This is a genomic window from Bacillus sp. NMCN1 (assembly GCF_002998085.1).
In the GTDB taxonomy this organism is placed as follows: Bacteria; Bacillota; Bacilli; order Bacillales; family Bacillaceae; genus Bacillus.
Genome location: NZ_PVQL01000001.1, coordinates 482,301 through 503,041, shown reverse-complemented (window position 1 = coordinate 503,041; position 20,741 = coordinate 482,301). Strand labels below are relative to the sequence as shown.

Genomic DNA, 20,741 nt, shown 5'->3' with positions numbered 1-20,741 from the left:
GTATAACCTCCCTTGCCCAAACCTTCAAACGAACAAATGAAACGTAAATTCGTTACAACTCTATCATACAAGATAAACAGCTGTAAAAAAACATCCTATTAAATAATAAACGACAATCTTGAAGTTATTTGTGAACTTTTAGTGAATTTATTAGGATTTATGTGTGTTTCAGAAGGCGGTGCAAAATGAAATATTCTCTCCTCTATTTCTATCAGACTGTCAAAGAAAGATCAAGCACTCTAAATCTGTAAACTTTGTGAACTAACATATCATTTTTTTGTGAACTTTGGTCATTATGAATTGCAACAGAACACGCATTTGGCTTAAACTTGAGAGCATGTGAGGTTTTTCATTTAGATCAGAAGTTTTTTAGAGAAGGTGAAATAATTTGATGAAATTTGCTTTAAGGTTATTGAGCGTGATCACAACGTTTGTGATGCTGATCGTTCTGATTGGTGGTGCGCTTGTGACGAAAACCGGCTCGGGTCTTGGCTGCGGCCGGCAGTGGCCCCTTTGCCACGGTCGTTTCTTCCCTGAAATGAACCCTGCTTCCATCATCGAATGGAGTCACCGCATGTCAACAGGGGTTTCCACCATTCTTGTACTAGCACTGGCGGTCTTATGCTGGAAAAAGATTAGTCCAGTATTCCGTGAAACCAAATTTTTGGTCATCATGTCGATTATATTCTTACTGCTTCAAGCGCTTTTAGGGGCTCTAGCCGTCGTGTTTGGTTCTAACGCCCTTGTGATGGCACTGCACTTCGGTATTTCACTCATTTCTTTTGCTTCAGTGTTACTGCTTGCGCTTCTTGTATTTGAGGCAACCAGATCTGAAACAAAGCTTGTGAAGCCGCTTCATATCGGCAAAAAAATGCAGTTCCATATTTATGGTTTGATTACCTATACGTATATCGTGGTGTATACGGGTGCTTATGTAAGGCATACAAAGTCAAGCCTTGCTTGTTCTGTTTTCCCGTTTTGTTCAAAAGACGGAGCACTTCCAGCTTACTTTAATCAGTGGGTGCAAATGTCTCACCGAGCAGCAGCACTTCTTTTATTCGTCTGGATATTTGTTGCGATGTTCCATGCCATGAAACATTATAAAGAACAGAAGCAGCTGTATTATGGATGGATTATTTCAGCTATTCTAATTACACTTCAAGCCATTTCAGGTGTGATGTCTGTTTATTCTCAGCTTGCACTTGGTTATGCGCTGGCTCATTCATTCTTTATTTCAGGTTTGTTTGGGGTACTCTGTTACTTCTGCTTACTCATTGCCCGGTTTAAATATGAAAGCAAAGAACCATTCAAATAAGAATTTATATCCCCCTTTCATGCGGAATGGGGGATTTGTTTTATTGTTGTTTTGCTTTTTCAAATAGCGAAATAGCTTTTTTGCGTCTTTCCTGATGATCAACCGTCGGCAGCGGGTATGTTTCACCTAGCACACATTCCGATTTCAGTTGTTCATCTATTGGCATTTTACTTGGTTCATGTATCCATTTTTCATCGACATGCTCTAGCTCTGATACATATCTTCTAATATATTCACCGCTCGGATCAAATCGCTTGGACTGGGTTATTGGGTTGAAAATACGGAAGTACGGCACCGCATCTGTCCCGACAGAGGCAGCCCACTGAAATCCCCCAATATTTGACGCCTCATCATAATCTACAAGTTTTTTTGCAAAATAGGCTTCGCCCTTTCTCCAATCAATCAAATAATCCTTTGTTAAAAATGAGGCTGTGACCATTCGCAAGCGGTTATGCATCCAGCCTTCCTCATTTAACTGTCTCATCCCTGCATCAACAAGTGGAAAGCCTGTTTCCCCTTTACACCAAGCTTCAAACAGCGCCTCATCTTCATTCCATTTCATTCCTTGAAACGCCGAATTGATTTCCTTTTCTTTCATCTCTGGATAATGCGCATAAATCATATGATAAAAATCGCGCCACGCCAGCTCTTTGATAAAGGTCTCTCTGCCCTCGTCTTCAAATAGTGCTTCTTCATACATCGCATGAAAGATCGTTCGGATCGAAATAGTGCCTGTTTTTAAAAAACGCGACAGCTTGCTCGTTCCAAAAATAGACGGAATATCTCGTTTCTCATGGTAACGCGTTAGTCTTTTTTGGATAAAGTGATGCAGCGTGTTCATCGCTTTGTCTGAGCCGATTAGATCAAACTTCCTTGAGCATCCCTTTATCATGTCACGCAGTTTGTCATTTCCTTTTTGCGAAAGTGACTCATCACAAATCGTATGCTCGCTGCTGAAAAATGATTTGTCAACTTTTATCACAGGCTGCTTCTCTTGCTTCCGCCATGATTGATAGTATGGGGTAAACACTTGATAATGTGAGCCACCTGCTTTTAAAATATCTCGCGCCCCGTGAAGATGTGTATCTTGCCACGTTGACACATGAATGCCCTTCTTTTCTAAAAAATCGGTTACTTGCTGATCACGCCTTTGGCCGATACCCACTTCATCTTCATTAAAAAAGACGGCTTTGATGTCATACGCATCCATGACCTGCTGAAAGGCGCGCAGGACATCATCATGGAGAAGGTGAACATACATTTGAGATTCTCTCGCTTCCTTGACGAAATGCGCCAAGTTTTGAAAGAAATGTTCGTTGTTTATATCCAGTTCCATTTCAGTAAAAAATGGATCTAGATGATAAAGAGCCAATAATTTGCACTCGTGTTTTTTTGCATATGTGATCGCTTTTGATAAGGCGATATGATCATCCAATCGCATATCTCGGCGAAACCAAATCACGACAATTTCCAACATTCTTCACCTCACTCTATAGTGTAATCACTCTTGCAGGCTGCTGCACATTCTAATGCGCTCAAAAAAGACACATCACGAAGGATGTGTCTCACTTATTATTCAGGCTTTAAGACAATCAGCAGATCTCCGGTTTGAATCGGTTCTCCATTTGTCACATGTATTTCGTCTACGACCGCAGAGAATGGCGCTTGTACAGTCGTCTCCATTTTCATGGCTTCATTGATCATCAAATGCTCACCTTGCGAGATTTTCTGTCCTTTTTCCACGAGCACTTTGATGACAGTGCCTGGCATTGATGCGGCAATGTGATTTAAATTTGAACGATCCGCCTTCATTTTTTCTTGAACGGAGGATTTGATGCTTTCATCCTTAATCACCACTTCACGCGGCTGGCCATTTAACTCAAAGTAAAGAACTCTTGTGGCATTTGGATTCGGTTCACCAATTGATACGAGTTTGACAATGAGCGTTTTTCCTTTTTCGATTTCTACCTCAATCTCTTCACCAAGCCTCATCCCGTAGAAGAACGTTGGTGTGTCAAGAACAGAGATGTCTCCATAGCTTTCTGCTGTTTGGACAAATTCAGAAAAGACTTTCGGATATAAGGCATAGGCAATCGCGTCTTGCTCTGTAAGCGTCAGGTCATGAGATTCTTTGAACTGCTGCTTAATAGCTTCAAAGTCCACTGGCTTCAGCTTCTCACCTGGTCTGACAGTGAGCGGTTCTTCTCCTTTTAAAATCAGCTTTTGTAATTTTTCAGGGAATCCGCCATGCGGCTGGCCTAAATAACCTTTAAATAATTCCACAACAGAATCCGGGAAGTCTAATGTTGCTCCTTTTTCATAGACATCTTCCTCTGTTAGATCATTTTGCACCATATAAAGTGCCATGTCTCCAACTACTTTAGATGAAGGTGTCACTTTCACAATATCACCAAACATGTCATTCACACGTCTGTACATTTCTTTTACTTCGTTCCAGCGGTCGCCAAGGCCGACACCTTTCGCCTGCTGTTGCAAGTTACTATACTGACCGCCAGGCATTTCATGCTCATAAATTTCTGTATGAGGTGAGTTCATGCCGCTTTCAAATTCACGATAGTATTTTCTGACAGAATCCCAGTATTGAGAAAGGTGTTCGACAGATTGAACGTTCATGTCTGGCTTTCTTTCATGTCCATCTAAAGCATAGTACAGTGAGCTTGCACTTGGCTGCGATGTGAGTCCTGCCATAGAGCTGACGGCCACATCCACAATATCAACGCCTGCATCAATCGCCCTTGCATAGGTGAACAGTCCATTTCCACTCGTATCATGTGTATGAAGATGGATAGGAATCGTGAGCTCATCTTTTAAAGCAGAGACTAACTCATAAGCTGCCTGCGGCTTTAATAATCCCGCCATATCTTTAATACCTAAAATATGCGCACCGGCAGATTCAAGCTTTTTCGCAAGAGATACATAATACTCAAGATCATATTTCGGACGAGATGGATCGAGAATGTCCCCCGTATAACAAATGGCTGCCTCTGCCACTTTGCCTGATTCACGAACAGAATCAATGGCAAGCGTCATGCCTTTAACCCAGTTTAAGCTATCGAAAATACGGAACACGTCAATGCCTGCCTCGGCCGATTCCTTTACAAATGCTTTAATCACATTATCCGCATAGTTTGTATATCCAACAGCGTTTGATGATCTTAAAAGCATTTGGAACAACGTGTTTGGCACTTCTTGGCGAAGCTCTTTTAATCGTTCCCAAGGATCTTCTTTTAAGAAACGGTACGCAACATCAAACGTAGCGCCGCCCCACATTTCCATACTAAACAGCTCTGGCCATAAACCTGCTGTTGGCTGGGCAACTTTCTTTAAATCATGTGTTCTGAAGCGTGTCGCAAGCAGAGACTGATGCGCATCCCTAAAGGTTGTATCTGTTAAAAGGACGCTATTTTGTTCTTTCACCCAATTGGCAAGGCCCTCAGGTCCATGCGTGTCTAACAATTGTTTTGTCCCAGACGGAAGCTCTTGATGAAGAGGAAGCTTCGGTACAACGGGCTTGTCAAAATGAGGCTTCTTTTTCTCCGCAATACCAGGGAACCCATTAATGGTCACGTTACCAATATAAGTAAGCATCTTCGTTCCACGGTCTTTTTGCTTAGGGAAATTAAATAGCTCTGGCGTTGAATCGATAAACGACGTATCGTATTCCCCTTTTAGAAACTTCTCATGCTTTGCCACGTTTTCAAGAAACGGAATGTTTGTTTTAATCCCGCGAATCCTGAATTCCTGTAAATTTCGAACCATTTTAGCAGCTGCTTGGTCAAATGTGAGTGCCCATGTGGACAGCTTGACCAATAGTGAATCGTAATAAGGTGTAATGACTGCACCTTGAAAGCTGTTTCCTGTATCAAGACGTACACCAAATCCCCCGCCTGAACGGTAGGCCATAATTTTCCCTGTGTCTGGCATAAAATCATTTAAAGGATCTTCTGTTGTGACCCTTGATTGAATGGCAAAACCATGTGTAAAAATATCTTCTTGCTTTGGTATACCGACTTCCTTGCTGTGAAGGTCATGACCCTTTGCGACAAGAATTTGGGTTTGGACGATATCGACACCTGTGATCATTTCAGTGATCGTGTGTTCTACCTGTACCCTTGGATTGACTTCAATAAAGTAAAACTCTCCATTTGCGACAAGGAATTCTACAGTTCCTGCATTGATATACGATACATTCTGGGCCAGCTGAACAGCCGCTTCGCAAATGTCTTCACGCAGTTGGTCTGTAAGAGACACACTTGGCGCCACTTCAATGACCTTTTGATGCCGCCTTTGAACAGAACAGTCACGCTCATATAAATGAATGATATTGCCGTGATTGTCACCAATCACCTGCACTTCAATATGTTTCGGATTTTCAATCAGTTTTTCAACGTATACTTCGTCATTTCCAAAAGCAGCTTTTGCCTCTGACTTCGCACGGTCATAGGCTTCCTTCAGCTCTTCTTTCGTTCTGACAATCCGCATACCTCGGCCGCCGCCGCCTAGTGAAGCTTTAATAATAAACGGGTAACCGTATTCTTCACCGAATTTTTCGACTTCCTTGACCGAATCAACTGGTCCGTCACTTCCTGGAATGACTGGAATTCCGGCTTTTTTCGCTTCATCTCTTGCCTTTACTTTATCTCCAAACATATCTAAATGCTGAGAAGTTGGACCGATAAATTGAATGCCTTCCTCTTCGCATCGTCTTGCAAAATGAATATTTTCAGATAAAAATCCGTAGCCTGGATGGATCGCATCCACGTCATTTCGTTTTGCAATTTCGATGATCCCCTCGATATCAAGGTAGGCATCAATCGGTTTTTTCCCTTCTCCAACTAGATATGCTTCATCTGCTTTATAGCGATGATAAGAGCCCGTGTCTTCTTTGGAATAAATGGCCACTGTACGTAAATTGAGCTCCGTACAGGCCCTGAAGACTCTGATAGCGATTTCCCCTCTGTTTGCAACTAGAACCTTTTGAATTGTTCTCTGTGACATTTCTCACTCCTCCATATCCCTTAAAATTTTATATGTACTCTATAATAAAGGAAGAAATGAAAACTGTACACTTTTGTTTTCTAAAGATTCAAAGTTTTCTGCAATCCATTTTTTTGAACTGATGGCTTGCTCATTGATTTTTTCTTTTTGTAACGCTCTTTATATTCAGTGAACATGCTGATATTCAGCATTATTCCCATACAGCCGCTAAGTAAAATGATGGACGATCCCCCGTAGCTGATAAACGGAAGTGTGACCCCTGTAATTGGAATCAGACCTGAAACACCACCTAAATTAATGCATGTTTGGATCGCTATCATGGAGGAAATTCCTATTGCAAGCAAACTTCCAAATGGATCTTCACACTTTCTTGCAATATAAAAACCTTTCACGACGATGAAGCCAAGGAGAGCGAGAACAAAAAATACACCGAAAAAGCCAAGCTCTTCTGAAATGATCGCCATGATAAAATCTGTATGCGGCTCTGGAAGATACCCGTACTTTTGAACGCTTTCTCCTAGACCCAGTCCAAAAAAGCCGCCTGATCCAATGGCATAATAGGAATTAATCAATTGATGTCCAGTAGCTCCTGCATCTTTAAATGGATCTTGGAAACCCTCAAAACGCCCGAGACGATTTTGCGTGAAAATTTTATCCCAAAAAAGAATAATAAATGGGGTCACGACGACCATCACAGCACTAAATAGCGCCAGCAGCTTCGCAAGTGTTTTCCCGCTAAAACCTGAGCATAAAATCATCGCAAGAGCAATCATGCCAATGATAAAGGCTGTCCCATAGTCTGGCTGTAAAATGATAAATCCGCATAAGATCGAGACAATCACGATGGGAGGTGTGACTCCTCTTAAAATATGATCAATATAATGCTGCTTTTTTGCATACACAGCAGCAAGATAGATAATGACGACAATTTTCACAAATTCCGCTGGCTGAAGACTGAATGGACCTACTTTGATCCAGCTTCTTGCGTTCCCTGCAATATGACCGCCAAAGTACACATAGATGAGGGAAAAAACTGATAGCAGCAGCATACCGATCTGAAATTTCTTATTTGAAAACAGCTGATATGGAACTAGTGCTGTAAAAAGCAATATGACCGCTCCAACGATCATAAATAAAAGCTGTTTCTTAAAAAAATTATCTGGCGCGGCATCGTATCTAATCACAGATGTAATCATACTTGAGCTATACACCATGACCAATCCGAATGCGCTAATTAAGATAATGGCGAACAATAATGAGTAGTCATACGATTTTAGCATTCTCTTTAACATATAATCCTCTTCCTAACGTCTGTTTCTACTGCTTGATATCCTCTTAGCTGTTTTTATTCTACTACATTTTCTCCGTTTGATCTCGTTTTACCTCTTTTATATTGTTCGTCATTCATGAAAGAATCAAGTCCGTTTGACATCAATCAATGAAAAGAAAATAGAGGACAAAAAAACTCAAACTTATGTTGAGGAAGTTTGAGTTTTCAATCATTATTTTTTTGTGAACGCATCATGAAGTGCGGAAAGCTCTCTCTCAAGTTTATCGAGTAGTTTCTTACCTTCATGTTGATCAACTAATCCAAGCCGGACAGCAAAATCAATTTCTCTCGATAATCCGAACATTTGAGTATCTAAAACCTCTTCATAAAGAGGACATTGCGGCATCGTTAAGTTGTCCATTTGCACTTGGATCAATTTTAAAATTTTATCTGCATCCAATTTTAATAAAGCCAGTGCTTTTTGCCGATGATCGACTAAAATTTCTGACGCCAAAAGTATCCCTCCGTTCCCCAGGCGAGTACCTAATTCTTCTATTTATCATAAAGCGAAACGCCCAAAATTGCAAGCAGATTTGTACAGTTCGCTTTGTAAAAATAAAAAGAAGCCTTCCTTCATTAAAAGATACTCATCTCGTATTTTTCACTCATCAGCTCAAGCAACTTAATCCCAGCAATACTATTCCCTTTTTCATCCAGAGCAGGACCGAAGATGCCGATCCCAAAATCATATGGTGCCGCCCCCATAATACCGCCTGAAACACCGCTTTTTGCAGGAATTCCGATGTTAATGGCAAATTCTCCGCTTGCATTATACATGCCGCACGTCACCATAAAGGTTTTACAAATTCTAGCGACATCTTTCGAAAGAATCTGCTTCCCCGTCTCCGGATGCCTGCCGTCTAATGAAAAAACACAAGCAATTTTCGCCAAATCTAAGCTGTTCATCATGATGGCACATTGTTTCGTATAGACGTCCATGACTTCTTCTACGTTCCCTCTAATAATATGATATTGCTTCATATAATAGCACATTGCCCGGTTAATCATCGATGTTTCAAATTCGGATGCAGCTGTTTCTTTGCAGTATGTAATGCTTCTGTCATTTGCTAGCTCTCTAATGAAGCCAAGCAAACGGCTTAGCTGATCTTGCGGAGTCGCTCCTCTGATCAAACTCGTGACTGCGAGCGCCCCGGCATTAATCATTGGATTCAGCGGTTTATTCGGGCTCGCTGTTTCCAGTTTGATCATCGAATTAAACGGGTCACCTGTTGGTTCTTGTCCAACAAATTGAAAGACTTTTTTTGGCCCTTCTTCTGAGAGCACGAGCGCCAGTGCTAATACTTTTGAAATGCTTTGAAGGGTAAAGCGCTTATCTACATCTCCAGCCGAGTGGCACGTATTACTCACATGATACACAGCCACAGATAAATTCGTCTGATCCGCTTTGCCGAGAGCGGGAATATAGGATGCTACTTTACCATCTTTGGCCACTTTTTTTGCTTCTTCCACAAATCGCTGAAGCTCTTCATTGTCGCGACATGCCATATCCAATACACTCCCTATCTTTCATGTAAGATTAGTGTGTACAAGGAGACACATGTTTATGAAAGTGACAAAGCGGGAGAAAACTTCTATAATTTATGTTGGAAAGGGGTTGTCTTGAACATGAGCATCATTCAAATCAAGGGGAACGTACAGTACAAGATCACCATTGATCCAAGTGTATGGATTTTTGATGACCGCAAATTTTTAATGGATTCATTCTTTGAAAAAAGTGCAGCAAATGAAGAGAATCCGCTAGATCAGGAGCTTGACCAAGAGCGGGTCATAAGAGAAGGTCAAACTCTTCCACCCACGTTAAAAACAGAGAAGAAGTACGAAAAGGAAAGACTCGTCACAGGCAGCTTCGGAATGAAGCTTGGCGATATGCTAAAAAATGCTGAGCCGCTTGAACATGCGGATACATGCGAATTTGTCACAGAAACAGATACAGTTGCTGTGCCGCTTTCTCAGGCAATGGAGAGCATTGCTCATTTCAGCCAGAATGGTAAGCCAATCACAGAAGAAGGACCCATCCACGTCTATTTCGCGGATCAGTCCAACCTCACTCAGCCGATAAAAGGTGTCAAAGAGCTGATTATTACATAAGTCAGAGGGTCTGGACTATAGCAAATCAGCGGCAAGCTGTGCAAGTCCAGACCTTTCTCCTTTGACAAGCTTGACATGTCCAGATATTTGCTGCCCTTTGAATCGCTCGATCAAATACGTAAGCCCATTATTTAAGCTGTCTAAATAAGGATGATCAATCTGCTCTGGATCCCCCATCAGCACAATTTTACTTCCCTCGCCTACTCGCGTTAATAAAGTTTTCACTTCGTGTTTTGTTAAATTCTGCGCCTCATCAATGATGATAAATTGATCAGGTATACTTCTTCCCCGGATATACGTTAATGCTTCGACTTGAATAGATCCAATCCCCGCCAAAATTGCATCAAGCTCACCTGGTTTTTTTGTATTAAATAAAAACTCTAGGTTGTCATAGATCGGCTGCATCCATGGTCTAAGCTTTTCTTCCTTTTCTCCTGGCAAGTAGCCTAAGTCTTTCCCAACTGGCACGATTGAGCGCGCCACAATCAATTTTTTAAACATGCCGAGGTCCTCTGTCTGCATTAATCCGGCAGCAAGTGCAAGCAATGTTTTACCAGTCCCCGCTTTCCCGATCAGCGTCACGAGCGGAATATCACGGCGCAAAAGCAGCTCGAGTGCCATCGTCTGCTGGACATTTTTTGGACGGATTCCCCAAATATGCTCTTGTTCATAAACGAGACGTTTCACATGCTCTGCCTTTTGATCAAGCATTCCTAAAGCAGAACCGCCTTCATTACCCTTCATGATAACAAATTGATGAGGGTTAAATGGTGCACTTGTGACCTCTTTTATTGGTAAGTGATTTTGCTTATAAAATGTATTCAATTGCTCAGTCGGAATGTAGAGCTCATGATAGCCATTATCGATGTCTTCATTTTGCAGAACACGGTCACTTAAGAAATCTTCTGCTTGAAGCCCTATAGCATCCGCCTTTACCCGCACTAACACATCCTTGCTGACCAAAATGACAGGCCGGCCATGAGGCTTTGTTTCTTCCTCTAAACTCAAATTTTTCGCAACTGCCAAAATCCGATTATCGTTCGTTTTTTCAATAAAAATTTCTTGAAGCTCATGAAAAGAGCGGTGGTTCAGTTCAATGCGCAGCGTCCCTTTTGATTCTAGTATAATTTTTTCATGCAGTTTCCCTTTCGATCTTAAACCGTCGATTAAGCGTGAGACGCGCCGGGCATTTTGCCCAACCTCGTCCATATATCTCTTTTTCGAGTCTACTTCTTCTAACACAACGGCTGGTATGACGACCTCGTTGTCTTCAAATGAAAAGATTGAATTCGGATCCTGTAATAACACATTTGTGTCTAATACATAAATTTTACTCAGGTCCTTCGCCTCCTGATCGGGGTTTCATTCATCCTTGTCTTTCCCAAAACGATTGTTAAAATATATGTTTTCATGAATAAAGTTAGAAGGTTAATTCAACAATAAAATAAATCATGCAGTTTGTGAAGGAGGGAATATAGATGCGACTATTTATGACATTATTCATGATGCAAGCCATCATTCTGTTGGGCGCTTGCCAGCAGCAGGAAAAGCCAGAAGCACTGGACAAGCAAGATGGACGCCAGCACGTAGTACGGGTGTCAGACTCAACTAAGAAAAAGACCAATCAAGCCCGGTCATCCACAGATGTTGCGCAGCATCTTGTCAAAGTGACAGAGAACGTAGCAGATGTCAATGATGCAACGGCGATCGTCATCGGCCGCTATGCTGTTGTTGGTATTGATGTAAAAGATGATTTAGATAGAAGCAAAGTAGAAACCATTAAGTATTCAGTTGCAAAAGCGCTGAAAAATGACCCAGAAGGTGCGAATGCTGTTGTAGTCGCTGATCCGGATACAGTCAGCCGGTTAAAAGAAATGGGCAAAGAAATACAAGCTGGCCGTCCTGTAAGTGGTATTATGGATGAACTAGCTGCGATTGTCGGCCGCGTGATGCCAGAGATGCCGAGAAATGAAATCGATCGTCAAGAAAAAGACCCGACGAATGAGCCAAATGATCAGCTCAAACAAAACGATCAAAAGCAGTTAGACAAACATCAAAATGATCAATCAAACCATCATATGAATCAGAAGAAATAAAGAGAACGGCTTATATCTCCTATGATATAAGCCTTTTTCTACGCTGATTTTAAGTAGCTGGAAAACATGCTATAATAAATGCAATAAGTGAGGTGAAAATGATGAGAGTGAAGTGCTCATTATGTGAGAAGCTTGAAACCATTGATGATGATACACTCGTTGCTAAGCGGTTAAGAAATCGACCGATTCATACATATATGTGCGATGACTGTCAGGAACGCATTAAAGTAAAGACAGAAGCACGCATCAAAACTGGCAGATTCTCTCTTTATCAAGATCCTGCGACGAAAGAGAAAAAGAAGAAAAAAGGAAAAAAAGAACAAAAGACATAAAAAAGACCTGACACATGTTCAGGTCTTTTTTTTACGTATTCACTGTTCCTTCTTTTTTCGCACGATGCAGCCTTATTTTATAAATAATTAAAATGGCAGCTGCCACGACTAGACCTTCCGCTACTGGCAGGAAGATTCCTAGAAATGTGAGAAACGTGCAGCCAAAAATCAAAAACAAGTAAATCACTAGTGCTTTTAAAATCGGTAAACGTCTAGCAAAGCCGAGCTTAAAAACAATAATCGCTAAAACAAGGATGGTGCCATATAGGAGCCACATCCCTGTTTGCGGATTTTCATCGACACGAAACAGCATCGCGAAAAAGGATAGATTTTCACTTACTTCCTGTTCATTCAAAAAGATTCCCTCCCCTTATCTTTCAGGGTTCTATCTTTTTAATTCTTCATGGAATTACGATAATCCTGCTAGCTTTTTCTTCTTCGCTGCTTTCTCACGTTCGTTTTTATCTAAAATTTTCTTTCTTAAACGAATCGATTCGGGTGTAACCTCACAGTATTCGTCCTCATTCAAGTACTCAAGAGATTCCTCAAGTGACATGATACGTGGTTTTTTCATGCTCACCGTTTGATCTTTCGTCGCTGAACGCACGTTTGTTTGTTGTTTCATACGGCTTACGTTGACAACAAGATCGTTCTCACGGTTATGCTCACCAACAATCATTCCTTGGTATACTTCAACACCCGGCTCAACGAAGATCACACCGCGCTCTTCAACGCCTTGGATTCCGTAAGCAGTCGCTTTACCTGTTTCCATTGAAACAAGTACACCTTGACGGCGTCCGCCAACTTGACCAGACTGCATTGGCTGGTAGCTGTCAAACGTATGGTTTAAAATACCAAAACCACGAGTTAATGAAAGAAATTCAGTTGTATATCCGATTAAACCACGTGATGGCACTGTAAAGATCAGGCGAACTTGACCATTACCATTATTGATCATGTCAATCATTTCACCTTTTCTTGCGCCCATTGATTCCATGATAGAGCCAGTGTGCTCTTCTGGTACATCAATTTGAACGCGTTCAACAGGCTCACATCGAACACCATCAACTTCTTTTACAATAACTTCTGGCTTCGATACTTGTAATTCAAATCCTTCACGTCTCATATTCTCAATCAGAATGGATAAGTGAAGCTCTCCGCGTCCAGATACAACCCAAGCATCCGGTGAATCAGTTGGATCAACACGAAGACTGACGTCTGTTTGAAGCTGCTGCTCTAAGCGCTCTTCAATTTTACGTGATGTTACGTATTTTCCTTCACGGCCTGCAAATGGGCTGTTGTTAACAACAAACGTCATTTGAAGTGTCGGCTCATCAATACGAAGGATTGGCAAAGCCTCTTGGTGTTCAACCGGACAAACCGTTTCACCTACGTTGATGTCTTCCATCCCAGATACAGCAACAAGATCTCCTGCTTTTGCTTCGTTGATTTCCACTCGCTTTAACCCTTGGAAACCAAAAATCTTTGTCACACGGAATTGTTTCACACTGCCGTCAACTTTCATTAAGGCCACTTGCTGTCCTACTTGCATTGTTCCTCTGAATACACGGCCGATCCCGATTCTTCCAACATAATCATTGTAATCAAGTAGTGCCACTTGGAATTGAAGCGGCTCTTCATGGTTATCAACTGGGCAAGGGATATGGTTCACAATGGCTTCAAACAAAGATTCCATGTTTTCATCTTGCTTGCTCGCATCGTTACTTGCTGTACCATTGATTGCTGATGCATAGACAACTGGGAATTCAAGCTGTTCTTCTGTTGCATCCAATTCAATGAACAAGTCAATTACTTCATCGACTACTTCAGCCGGACGAGCAAAGTCGCGGTCAATTTTGTTGACAACAACGATTGGTGTTAAGTTTTGCTCAAGTGCTTTTTTCAGCACAAAGCGTGTTTGAGGCATACAGCCTTCATAAGCATCCACAACGAGAAGAACACCATCTACCATTTTCATGATACGCTCAACTTCACCACCGAAATCGGCGTGTCCTGGTGTATCTAAAATATTAATGCGTGTATCTTTATAATGGATCGCAGTATTTTTAGCTAAAATCGTAATACCGCGCTCTCGCTCTAAATCATTTGAATCCATGGCTCTCTCAGCGATATTTTCATTCGCACGGAAAGTACCAGCTTGATGGAGCAATTGGTCAACAAGCGTCGTTTTACCATGGTCAACGTGGGCAATAATTGCGATGTTGCGAAGATCTTTTCGAAGTTTCACATTTTCATCTCCTAAAATAATTAGATAACTTTCATATTATATCACAATCCCCTTTAAATGCCGATCGTTTTTCTGTAAACTTATATTAACTCTAAAAAAAGGGATGGAGACAAATGAAACAAATCAAATGGCTTCTATTATTATGTGCATTACTTGCGGTTGTCAGTATGGCGTTTATTGGGGTATCTCTTGCAGAAAAAAACGTACTGGGTATTTGTCTTAGTATTGTATTCGCCATGATTTTCATGGGTACAGGATTTACATTAAAAAGAAAATTAAACGTGCAATCATAAAATTTCTCAAAAGCCTTTTACATTCTACATGTAGAAGGCTTTTTATTTTGAATAAAAACAAGACCAATCTCCTATGAAAGCTCGAGTATTGAGACAGAACATATCATATAGAATTGGTAAAAGTAAGCAATCTGAACCTCTTCATTTTTAGACAATAACGTTTATAGTTCTCCAAAACCAAACAGAAAGTTACAATTTTCCTATTCTTCCACAAAATTTCTCATGGTATGCTGTTCTTGCAACAAAATTTAACAGAAAAGGGAGAGAAAAGAAGCATGAAGAAGTTTTTGAGCAAATCGCTCAGCTCTGTTGTATTTTTCGCTTTAGCTATCATTCTTACTTTCACAACAGTAGCTCCTGGGCAAGCAAGCGCTGCAACTTTCAAAGGGATTCCTTTCGAGCAGCAGCAAATCATTAAAGAATTATTGGAGAAAAACGAGCGCGTCATCAACATTCTCATCAATTCATTTGTTGAAGAAGACAACAGCTACACATTTGATGTGAAAAAAGCTGTTGAGCTCGGACTAACTGAAGAAGAAGCGGCGACTGCTGAGAAATTCTTAGATCGCGCAGCTGTTCTGACAATCGTTTTCAGTGAAAGCATCACTAAAAACGAAAAAGGGAAATTGGTTTTTGATGCAGCAAAAGCTGTTGAACTTGGTCTTACAAAAGAAGAAGCGGCTAAATTCGAAAAGCTTTTCAAATCAGTGATCAGACTTGCTGATCTTGCTGGTGATGCACTTGTTCTAGACAAAAAAGGAAACGTTGTGATTGATTCAAAAATCGCAAAAGGACTTGGATTCAGCTCAACTGAATTACTTGTTTTCAACCAATTGCTTAAGAAAATTCCTCAAGAGCAATTAAAAACTTTCTATGATGCAGTTCAACTTGCAAAAGAAAAATTAAACTAAGCTCGAAAAACCCCCGCCTGGTTCGCCCAGATGGGGGTTTTTTTATTTCAGCCAATAAAGAATGATCATGTGGCTAGTTCATATCGACAACTAGTCATTTGTTACCAAAAAGTTTCATTAAACACAAAAAATCACTTCATTCTCATGAAGTGATTTGGTTTATTTTTTATTTCCACTGCCTTTTATGTAATCGTGTAAAATCTTTTCACAAACGGATCGATTTCCGGCGACGATACTGTTTTTCTCTAGAAACGTTAGGCGTTCTCCGTGTATATTTGAGTAGACAGCCCCTACTTCATCTAGAATCACACACCCTGCTGCATAATCCCACGGCGCAAGCCTTAACGTGACGTATGCGTCACTTCTGCCGCTGGCGATATAAGCGAGCTCAAGGGCAGCTGATCCAATCGTTCTAGTCCCTCTCACATCACGCACGAGACGGGCAAACGGTTTAGCATCAAAATAAGGGCTTTCGATCGCCCAGGTCGGGTTAATGCCGACAATGGCTTTTTCAATCGCTACATCTTTTAATGGCGGAAGCAGGGTATCATTCATATAGGCCCCTTCCCCTTTGACCGCATGGTAAAGCTCGTCATGAATGACGTCATAAATGAGACCGATTTTCCCTATGCCATTTTCAAATATCCCGATTGAAATGGCAAAGTTGCGTTTTTGATGGACAAAGTTCATTGTGCCATCGATTGGATCAATGATCCACACGATCCCATCCAGTGAGGTCACCTCTTCCCCTTGTCCCTCTTCTCCTAAAATGTGATGATCTGAAAATGTCGATTGTATCTTTTCAATGAAAAAACGTTCTGTTTCTTTATCGATATTTGTGACAAGATCATTTGGATTTGATTTTGTTTCAATTGATAGACCTTCCTGCATGGACGCTTTAATACGGCTTCCTGCTTCTTTTACCCAAAGCTTTGCAAGACGGTCAATTTCCACCCAGTTTGTCATCAGACTGTAAACCTCTTTTCTATGTAATACCTATTTGTTTTAGCATACTGATATTATGTACGTAAAAGCAAGAAAAAAGCAGCTTCATACAAAAACGAACCGATGAATTGGTTCGTTTTTACCTCACCTTGTTTTACCCTTTAAGCTGCTCCCATTCTTTTCTTAGGCGCTCAAGCTTTCGTTTGCTGCGTTCGATTTGGATGTCATCTTTTTGCTCGATGGCTTCATGAAGCGTAGAAAGCTCATAATCCACCTCTAATCTCCACACAGCGATGCGATTCTTCTTCTCATGTCTATACCCCTGCTTCACGATTTGCTTCATTTGGTCAACGCCCCTTCCAGAGAATGATTCAATCCTTGTCAGTTTTCATTGATAAAAAATTCAATCGATAAGAGAATTGGTTCTTGCTTATATCGTATGAAGCGATCGCATAACCGCAACGACATTCTGAAAATTGTGTCTTTACCTATTTGTTATGTACCACAAAATCGTTGTTTTTAAACGCTCCCCTATTTCCTCTACAATCTTTGATCTGTTGGTGCATCTTTTTTTGAGCTTAACCCAAGCTATGATAAAATATGATCAGCGAAAGAATACAGGAGGCATAATATGAGTGAAATGCGTTTTAGAGATGAAGATTTTGAGACATTTACAGTTGACGGTTTAGATGAACGAATGACCGTATTAAAAGAAAGAGTCCGTCCAAAGCTTGAGGCACTTGGTGAACACTTTGCACCACTTCTTTCTTCTATTACAGGAGACGAAATGTTTGTACACGTCGCAAAGCATGCTAGAAGATCAGTCAATCCGCCAAATGATACGTGGGTTGCTTTTGCAAACAGCAAGCGCGGGTATAAAAAACTCCCTCATTTTCAAATTGGGCTTTGGAAAACTCATGTCTTTGTATGGTTTGCTCTTATTTATGAATCTCCTGTGAAAGGCGAGTATGGTCAGCTATTCGAAAAAGAACTAGACACCATTCAGAAGAAAATACCGCAAGATTTTGTTTGGTCTAAAGACCATATGAAACCAGATGTCATGCGTCACAGCGAGCTTGATGCAGAACAGCTAAAAACGCTGTTTGAACGTGTCCAAACGGTGAAAAAAGCCGAGCTCCTTTGCGGCATTCAGCTGCCTAGAGAAGAAGTCGTTCAAATGAATAATGAAGAATTCTTATCAAAAATTGAAGATGCCTTCCGCACGTTGACTTATCTATACCGCTTTACACAAAAAGAATCTGTATAAAAAAACGAGCCCATGCAGGCTCGTTTTTTCTTACATACGTATAATGGCTGTCTCTTCTGCCTCTCTTGCCGTTTTCACTGTACGATAAGGAGAATACCCGCTTTCCTTTTCAAACGCTGCACAATGCGTCTTTTCCTCTGCTTTTGATGGCACAACCTCTTTAAATCGTTTATAAGTATCTAATAACTCCTGCTTCGCAATTCCTTTTTCATAGGCTTTTTCAACAGCTTGAAAAAACGAAATAACGGCAATTTTTTCCTCTGTCGTCCAGTCGACATCCATTGGATATTGATATTCCATTTACTTGTCCCTCACTTTAACACTCATTTCTTATTTGAACTTTTATTATAGCATCTGTTCGATCAGAAACCGATTGATTTTATGCTTTACATTCCGATCAGTTCATAATATAATTCTTTTGTTTTATGCAATGAAATCTGCTGTTATTGGCACAATAATAGCAGGTATTTCGATGAAGGTGGGAAAGCAATTGTCACAACATGATACACCCTTATACACTGGACTAAAAAAGCATGCTGCAACCAATCCAGTCCAATTTCACATTCCAGGCCATAAAAAAGGAGCCGGAATGGACCCTGAATTTAGAGCATTCATTGGCGACAATGCATTAAGCATTGATCTCATTAATATAGAACCTCTCGATGATTTACATTCACCTCGAGGGATGATAAAAGAAGCACAGGAGCTCGCTGCTGAAGCATTCGGTGCTGACCATACATTTTTCTCCATTCAAGGAACAAGCGGCGCCATCATGACAATGGTGATGTCCGTATGCGGGCCTGGAGATAAAATCATCATTCCGCGCAACGTCCATAAATCAATTATGTCCGCTATTGTATTTTCTGGCGCAGTTCCTGTTTTTATTCATCCAGAAATAGACAAGAAGCTTGGCATCTCGCACGGCATTACACCAGAATCAGCGAAAAAGGCGCTCACGGAGCACCCAGATGCAAAAGGTTTGCTTGTGATTAATCCGACATATTTTGGCGTTTCCGCAGACTTAAAATCGATTGTAGACATTGCCCATTCATTTCATGTGCCTGTCCTAGTCGATGAAGCACACGGCGTGCATATTCATTTTCACGATGAGCTTCCACTATCTGCCATGCAGGCAGGTGCCGATATGGCAGCAACAAGTGTCCATAAGCTCGGCGGTTCCCTTACCCAGAGCTCTATTTTAAATATGAAGGAAGGGCTTGTCTCAAAAGATCGCGTGCAATCGATTTTGAGCATGCTGACGACAACGTCTACTTCTTATTTGCTCTTAGCGTCACTTGATGTCGCTCGTAAACGATTAGCCACTGAAGGAAAGGCACTTGCAGATGAAGCCATCCGTTTGGCTGAATCAGCGAGAAACCGTTTGAACCAAATTGATGGCATTACGTGTATTGGCAAGGAAATACTCGGTTCAACTTCTACGTACGATTATGACCCAACGAAATTAATTATCTCAATTAAAGACCTTGGGCTTAATGGTCATGATGTCGAAAAATGGCTGAGAGAAAGCTACCGGATTGAAGTGGAGCTCTCGGACCTTTACAACATTTTATGTATTGTGACCCCTGGTGATTCTGATGAGACGATTGATACGCTTATAACGGCTATGAAGGAAATTGCCGCAACCTCTACAAGTGAGTGCGGCACACAAGCGGTAACGGAAGTCCTGCTGCCTGAGATTCCATCGCTAGCCATGACGCCGCGTGATGCCTTTTACGCCACAACAGAAGTGGTTCCATTTAAAGAAGCAGCCGGCCGCATCATCGCAGAGTTTGTCATGGTGTACCCGCCAGGCATTCCTATCTTTATACCAGGAGAAATTATCACAGAAGAAAATATCTCATATATCTTTAAAAACATTGAAATTGGTCTCCCTGTCCAAGGACCAGAAGATTCAACGCTTGAAATGATCCGCGTGATTAAAGAACAAAAACCAATTTTATAAAAAAGAAACATGCAGCCCCAAATGGAGCTGCATGCTTTTTTATTTATTCAGAGGCTTCATCACAGCAATGACAGTGACCACACGTTCCGTATAGTGTTGTCACTTTTTCATTTTCAAATTGATCAATGGTCTCATTGCAATCTTGACAAATAATTGTACCCACGTACATTCCCCTTTTCTTCATTCATAATTTGAAAGCGTTTAATCTATTTCATACCTCTATAATATGATGTCACATTTAAGTTGTCAACGGTTAATTGTATGACACATTTAATTATTTTTACGAATATGTGCTTTTTTCTCATCATATTGTGGCAACGTTTCAATTGTATTTTGCTTCATATCAATTCTGTAACAATTGAGTAACAATCGAAAATTGTCAAAAAGGACATGATACACTAGAGTGACTAACAGGGAACCAGCTCCTAAAAATGTTGGGACAACCCCAAAGGATTTTGAGGTGAATAGATTGAATTTTATGAGGACACTTCTCATTATATTCCCCATGCTCTTTGTACTTAGTTCATGCTCATTTGCGTATATCATACCGAATCAGACCGACCAAGTCAGTCATATTCAAAAACCAAGAATTCTCTTTTTTACAGATGCAGAAAATCTTGATAAAGAAAGCCCTTATTATGATGCAGTCCTCGATTTAAAGAATGAATACCCGAAGGAAATGTCAAAGATGATTGTGAAAGAAGATCGTAAAGGCTGGAAAAATGAAGTAGACGAATTGCCGGCTATTTTACTTGTAAATAATGAAAAAGTCATTGTGAAGGTTGAAGGAAATGTCAGCAGCAAAGAGGATATTTTATCGCCCTTATACCACGCTTTAGACCGCGTGAATACAAATTAATAGCCTAACCTTGCACTTATATATCCATATGAAAAAGCCCCTCATCTCATGAGG

The 20,741-nt window shown here is 40.9% G+C and carries 21 protein-coding genes; 9 read left to right on the top strand and 12 right to left on the bottom strand.

Annotated features, from left to right (window positions below):
* Positions 1–391 precede the first annotated feature (391 nt).
* The gene (locus C6W21_RS02695; protein ID WP_106049221.1) at positions 392–1,315 is read left to right on the top strand and encodes a COX15/CtaA family protein; all 924 of its coding nucleotides are present in this window, start codon (positions 392–394) and stop codon (positions 1,313–1,315) included.
* A gap of 40 nt (positions 1,316–1,355) precedes the next feature.
* Here C6W21_RS02695 and C6W21_RS02690 read toward each other — a convergent pair whose 3' ends face one another.
* The 5 genes from C6W21_RS02690 to glsA form a co-directional block, all read right to left on the bottom strand.
* Positions 1,356–2,789 carry a cryptochrome/photolyase family protein gene (locus C6W21_RS02690; protein WP_106049220.1) on the bottom strand — a complete coding sequence of 478 codons (1,434 nt, stop codon included), beginning with the start codon at positions 2,787–2,789 and terminating at the stop codon, positions 1,356–1,358.
* Positions 2,790–2,887: 98 nt separating this feature from the next.
* Positions 2,888–6,334, bottom strand: a complete 3,447-nt coding sequence (gene pyc / locus C6W21_RS02685; protein WP_106055895.1) for a pyruvate carboxylase — start codon at positions 6,332–6,334, stop codon at positions 2,888–2,890.
* An 80-nt stretch (positions 6,335–6,414) separates the two neighbouring features.
* Entirely contained in the window at positions 6,415–7,626 is a 1,212-nt protein-coding gene (gene ftsW, locus C6W21_RS02680; protein WP_106049218.1) for a putative lipid II flippase FtsW, read from the bottom strand.
* 210 nt (positions 7,627–7,836) lie between these two features.
* Complete coding sequence (locus C6W21_RS02675) at positions 7,837–8,118, bottom strand: Fpa/YlaN family protein (protein ID WP_003212509.1); 282 nt, start codon at positions 8,116–8,118, stop codon at positions 7,837–7,839.
* A gap of 122 nt (positions 8,119–8,240) precedes the next feature.
* A complete protein-coding gene (gene glsA, locus C6W21_RS02670) occupies positions 8,241–9,170 on the bottom strand; it encodes a glutaminase A (RefSeq protein WP_106049217.1) in 930 nt (309 codons plus the stop codon).
* Positions 9,171–9,290: 120 nt separating this feature from the next.
* Between glsA and C6W21_RS02665 the strand changes: the two genes are divergently transcribed.
* Entirely contained in the window at positions 9,291–9,773 is a 483-nt protein-coding gene (locus tag C6W21_RS02665) for a hypothetical protein (RefSeq protein ID WP_106049216.1), read from the top strand.
* A 15-nt stretch (positions 9,774–9,788) separates the two neighbouring features.
* Here the strand turns inward: C6W21_RS02665 and C6W21_RS02660 are convergent, their stop codons facing one another.
* Positions 9,789–11,111, bottom strand: coding sequence for a PhoH family protein (locus C6W21_RS02660; RefSeq protein WP_106049215.1), 1,323 nt, complete (start codon positions 11,109–11,111; stop codon positions 9,789–9,791).
* Between the two features lie 140 nt (positions 11,112–11,251).
* Between C6W21_RS02660 and C6W21_RS02655 the strand changes: the two genes are divergently transcribed.
* The gene (locus tag C6W21_RS02655) at positions 11,252–11,869 is read left to right on the top strand and encodes a YhcN/YlaJ family sporulation lipoprotein (RefSeq protein WP_106049214.1); all 618 of its coding nucleotides are present in this window, start codon (positions 11,252–11,254) and stop codon (positions 11,867–11,869) included.
* A 101-nt stretch (positions 11,870–11,970) separates the two neighbouring features.
* The gene (locus tag C6W21_RS02650) at positions 11,971–12,201 is read left to right on the top strand and encodes a YlaI family protein (protein WP_012009835.1); all 231 of its coding nucleotides are present in this window, start codon (positions 11,971–11,973) and stop codon (positions 12,199–12,201) included.
* A gap of 31 nt (positions 12,202–12,232) precedes the next feature.
* Here C6W21_RS02650 and C6W21_RS02645 read toward each other — a convergent pair whose 3' ends face one another.
* Both C6W21_RS02645 and typA read right to left on the bottom strand, forming a co-directional pair.
* Positions 12,233–12,514 carry a YlaH-like family protein gene (locus C6W21_RS02645; RefSeq protein WP_044334035.1) on the bottom strand — a complete coding sequence of 94 codons (282 nt, stop codon included), beginning with the start codon at positions 12,512–12,514 and terminating at the stop codon, positions 12,233–12,235.
* Positions 12,515–12,610: 96 nt separating this feature from the next.
* Positions 12,611–14,449 carry a translational GTPase TypA gene (typA, locus tag C6W21_RS02640; RefSeq protein WP_012009833.1) on the bottom strand — a complete coding sequence of 613 codons (1,839 nt, stop codon included), beginning with the start codon at positions 14,447–14,449 and terminating at the stop codon, positions 12,611–12,613.
* Between the two features lie 113 nt (positions 14,450–14,562).
* Between typA and C6W21_RS02635 the strand changes: the two genes are divergently transcribed.
* A complete protein-coding gene (locus tag C6W21_RS02635) occupies positions 14,563–14,742 on the top strand; it encodes a DUF5325 family protein (RefSeq protein WP_106049213.1) in 180 nt (59 codons plus the stop codon).
* A gap of 275 nt (positions 14,743–15,017) precedes the next feature.
* Positions 15,018–15,653: a hypothetical protein gene (locus C6W21_RS02630; RefSeq protein ID WP_106049212.1), complete on the top strand. Its 636-nt coding sequence runs from the start codon at positions 15,018–15,020 to the stop codon at positions 15,651–15,653.
* A 159-nt stretch (positions 15,654–15,812) separates the two neighbouring features.
* Here the strand turns inward: C6W21_RS02630 and C6W21_RS02625 are convergent, their stop codons facing one another.
* Both C6W21_RS02625 and C6W21_RS02620 read right to left on the bottom strand, forming a co-directional pair.
* Entirely contained in the window at positions 15,813–16,619 is an 807-nt protein-coding gene (locus tag C6W21_RS02625) for an inositol monophosphatase family protein (protein WP_106041781.1), read from the bottom strand.
* Between the two features lie 133 nt (positions 16,620–16,752).
* Entirely contained in the window at positions 16,753–16,941 is a 189-nt protein-coding gene (locus C6W21_RS02620) for a hypothetical protein (protein WP_106049211.1), read from the bottom strand.
* A gap of 288 nt (positions 16,942–17,229) precedes the next feature.
* Here C6W21_RS02620 and C6W21_RS02615 point away from each other — a divergent pair, with 288 nt between their 5' ends.
* A complete protein-coding gene (locus C6W21_RS02615) occupies positions 17,230–17,865 on the top strand; it encodes a DUF1054 domain-containing protein (RefSeq protein ID WP_095285103.1) in 636 nt (211 codons plus the stop codon).
* Positions 17,866–17,895: 30 nt separating this feature from the next.
* Here C6W21_RS02615 and C6W21_RS02610 read toward each other — a convergent pair whose 3' ends face one another.
* The gene (locus tag C6W21_RS02610; protein WP_106055894.1) at positions 17,896–18,165 is read right to left on the bottom strand and encodes a UPF0223 family protein; all 270 of its coding nucleotides are present in this window, start codon (positions 18,163–18,165) and stop codon (positions 17,896–17,898) included.
* Between the two features lie 190 nt (positions 18,166–18,355).
* Here C6W21_RS02610 and C6W21_RS02605 point away from each other — a divergent pair, with 190 nt between their 5' ends.
* On the top strand, positions 18,356–19,828 hold the full coding sequence (locus tag C6W21_RS02605; RefSeq protein WP_106056206.1) for an aminotransferase class I/II-fold pyridoxal phosphate-dependent enzyme: 1,473 nt from the start codon (positions 18,356–18,358) through the stop codon (positions 19,826–19,828).
* Positions 19,829–19,871: 43 nt separating this feature from the next.
* Here the strand turns inward: C6W21_RS02605 and C6W21_RS02600 are convergent, their stop codons facing one another.
* Entirely contained in the window at positions 19,872–19,991 is a 120-nt protein-coding gene (locus tag C6W21_RS02600) for a GapA-binding peptide SR1P (protein ID WP_003212464.1), read from the bottom strand.
* 315 nt (positions 19,992–20,306) lie between these two features.
* Between C6W21_RS02600 and C6W21_RS02590 the strand changes: the two genes are divergently transcribed.
* Positions 20,307–20,687, top strand: a complete 381-nt coding sequence (locus tag C6W21_RS02590) for a hypothetical protein (protein ID WP_223249548.1) — start codon at positions 20,307–20,309, stop codon at positions 20,685–20,687.
* Positions 20,688–20,741 lie beyond the last annotated feature (54 nt).

What these genes read in the sequence shown, in the direction of transcription:
- C6W21_RS02695 (WP_106049221.1), top strand. Translation starts at nt 392, where the DNA reads ATGAAATTTGCTTTAAGGTTATTGAGCGTGATCACAACGTTTGTGATG.
- pyc (WP_106055895.1), bottom strand. Translation starts at nt 6,334, where the DNA reads ATGTCACAGAGAACAATTCAAAAGGTTCTAGTTGCAAACAGAGGGGAA.
- ftsW (WP_106049218.1), bottom strand. Translation starts at nt 7,626, where the DNA reads ATGTTAAAGAGAATGCTAAAATCGTATGACTACTCATTATTGTTCGCC.
- glsA (WP_106049217.1), bottom strand. Translation starts at nt 9,170, where the DNA reads ATGGCATGTCGCGACAATGAAGAGCTTCAGCGATTTGTGGAAGAAGCA.
- C6W21_RS02665 (WP_106049216.1), top strand. Translation starts at nt 9,291, where the DNA reads ATGAGCATCATTCAAATCAAGGGGAACGTACAGTACAAGATCACCATT.
- C6W21_RS02655 (WP_106049214.1), top strand. Translation starts at nt 11,252, where the DNA reads ATGCGACTATTTATGACATTATTCATGATGCAAGCCATCATTCTGTTG.
- C6W21_RS02650 (WP_012009835.1), top strand. Translation starts at nt 11,971, where the DNA reads ATGAGAGTGAAGTGCTCATTATGTGAGAAGCTTGAAACCATTGATGAT.
- C6W21_RS02645 (WP_044334035.1), bottom strand. Translation starts at nt 12,514, where the DNA reads ATGCTGTTTCGTGTCGATGAAAATCCGCAAACAGGGATGTGGCTCCTA.
- C6W21_RS02635 (WP_106049213.1), top strand. Translation starts at nt 14,563, where the DNA reads ATGAAACAAATCAAATGGCTTCTATTATTATGTGCATTACTTGCGGTT.
- C6W21_RS02630 (WP_106049212.1), top strand. Translation starts at nt 15,018, where the DNA reads ATGAAGAAGTTTTTGAGCAAATCGCTCAGCTCTGTTGTATTTTTCGCT.
- C6W21_RS02625 (WP_106041781.1), bottom strand. Translation starts at nt 16,619, where the DNA reads ATGACAAACTGGGTGGAAATTGACCGTCTTGCAAAGCTTTGGGTAAAA.
- C6W21_RS02620 (WP_106049211.1), bottom strand. Translation starts at nt 16,941, where the DNA reads ATGAAGCAAATCGTGAAGCAGGGGTATAGACATGAGAAGAAGAATCGC.
- C6W21_RS02615 (WP_095285103.1), top strand. Translation starts at nt 17,230, where the DNA reads ATGAGTGAAATGCGTTTTAGAGATGAAGATTTTGAGACATTTACAGTT.
- C6W21_RS02610 (WP_106055894.1), bottom strand. Translation starts at nt 18,165, where the DNA reads ATGGAATATCAATATCCAATGGATGTCGACTGGACGACAGAGGAAAAA.
- C6W21_RS02590 (WP_223249548.1), top strand. Translation starts at nt 20,307, where the DNA reads ATGAGGACACTTCTCATTATATTCCCCATGCTCTTTGTACTTAGTTCA.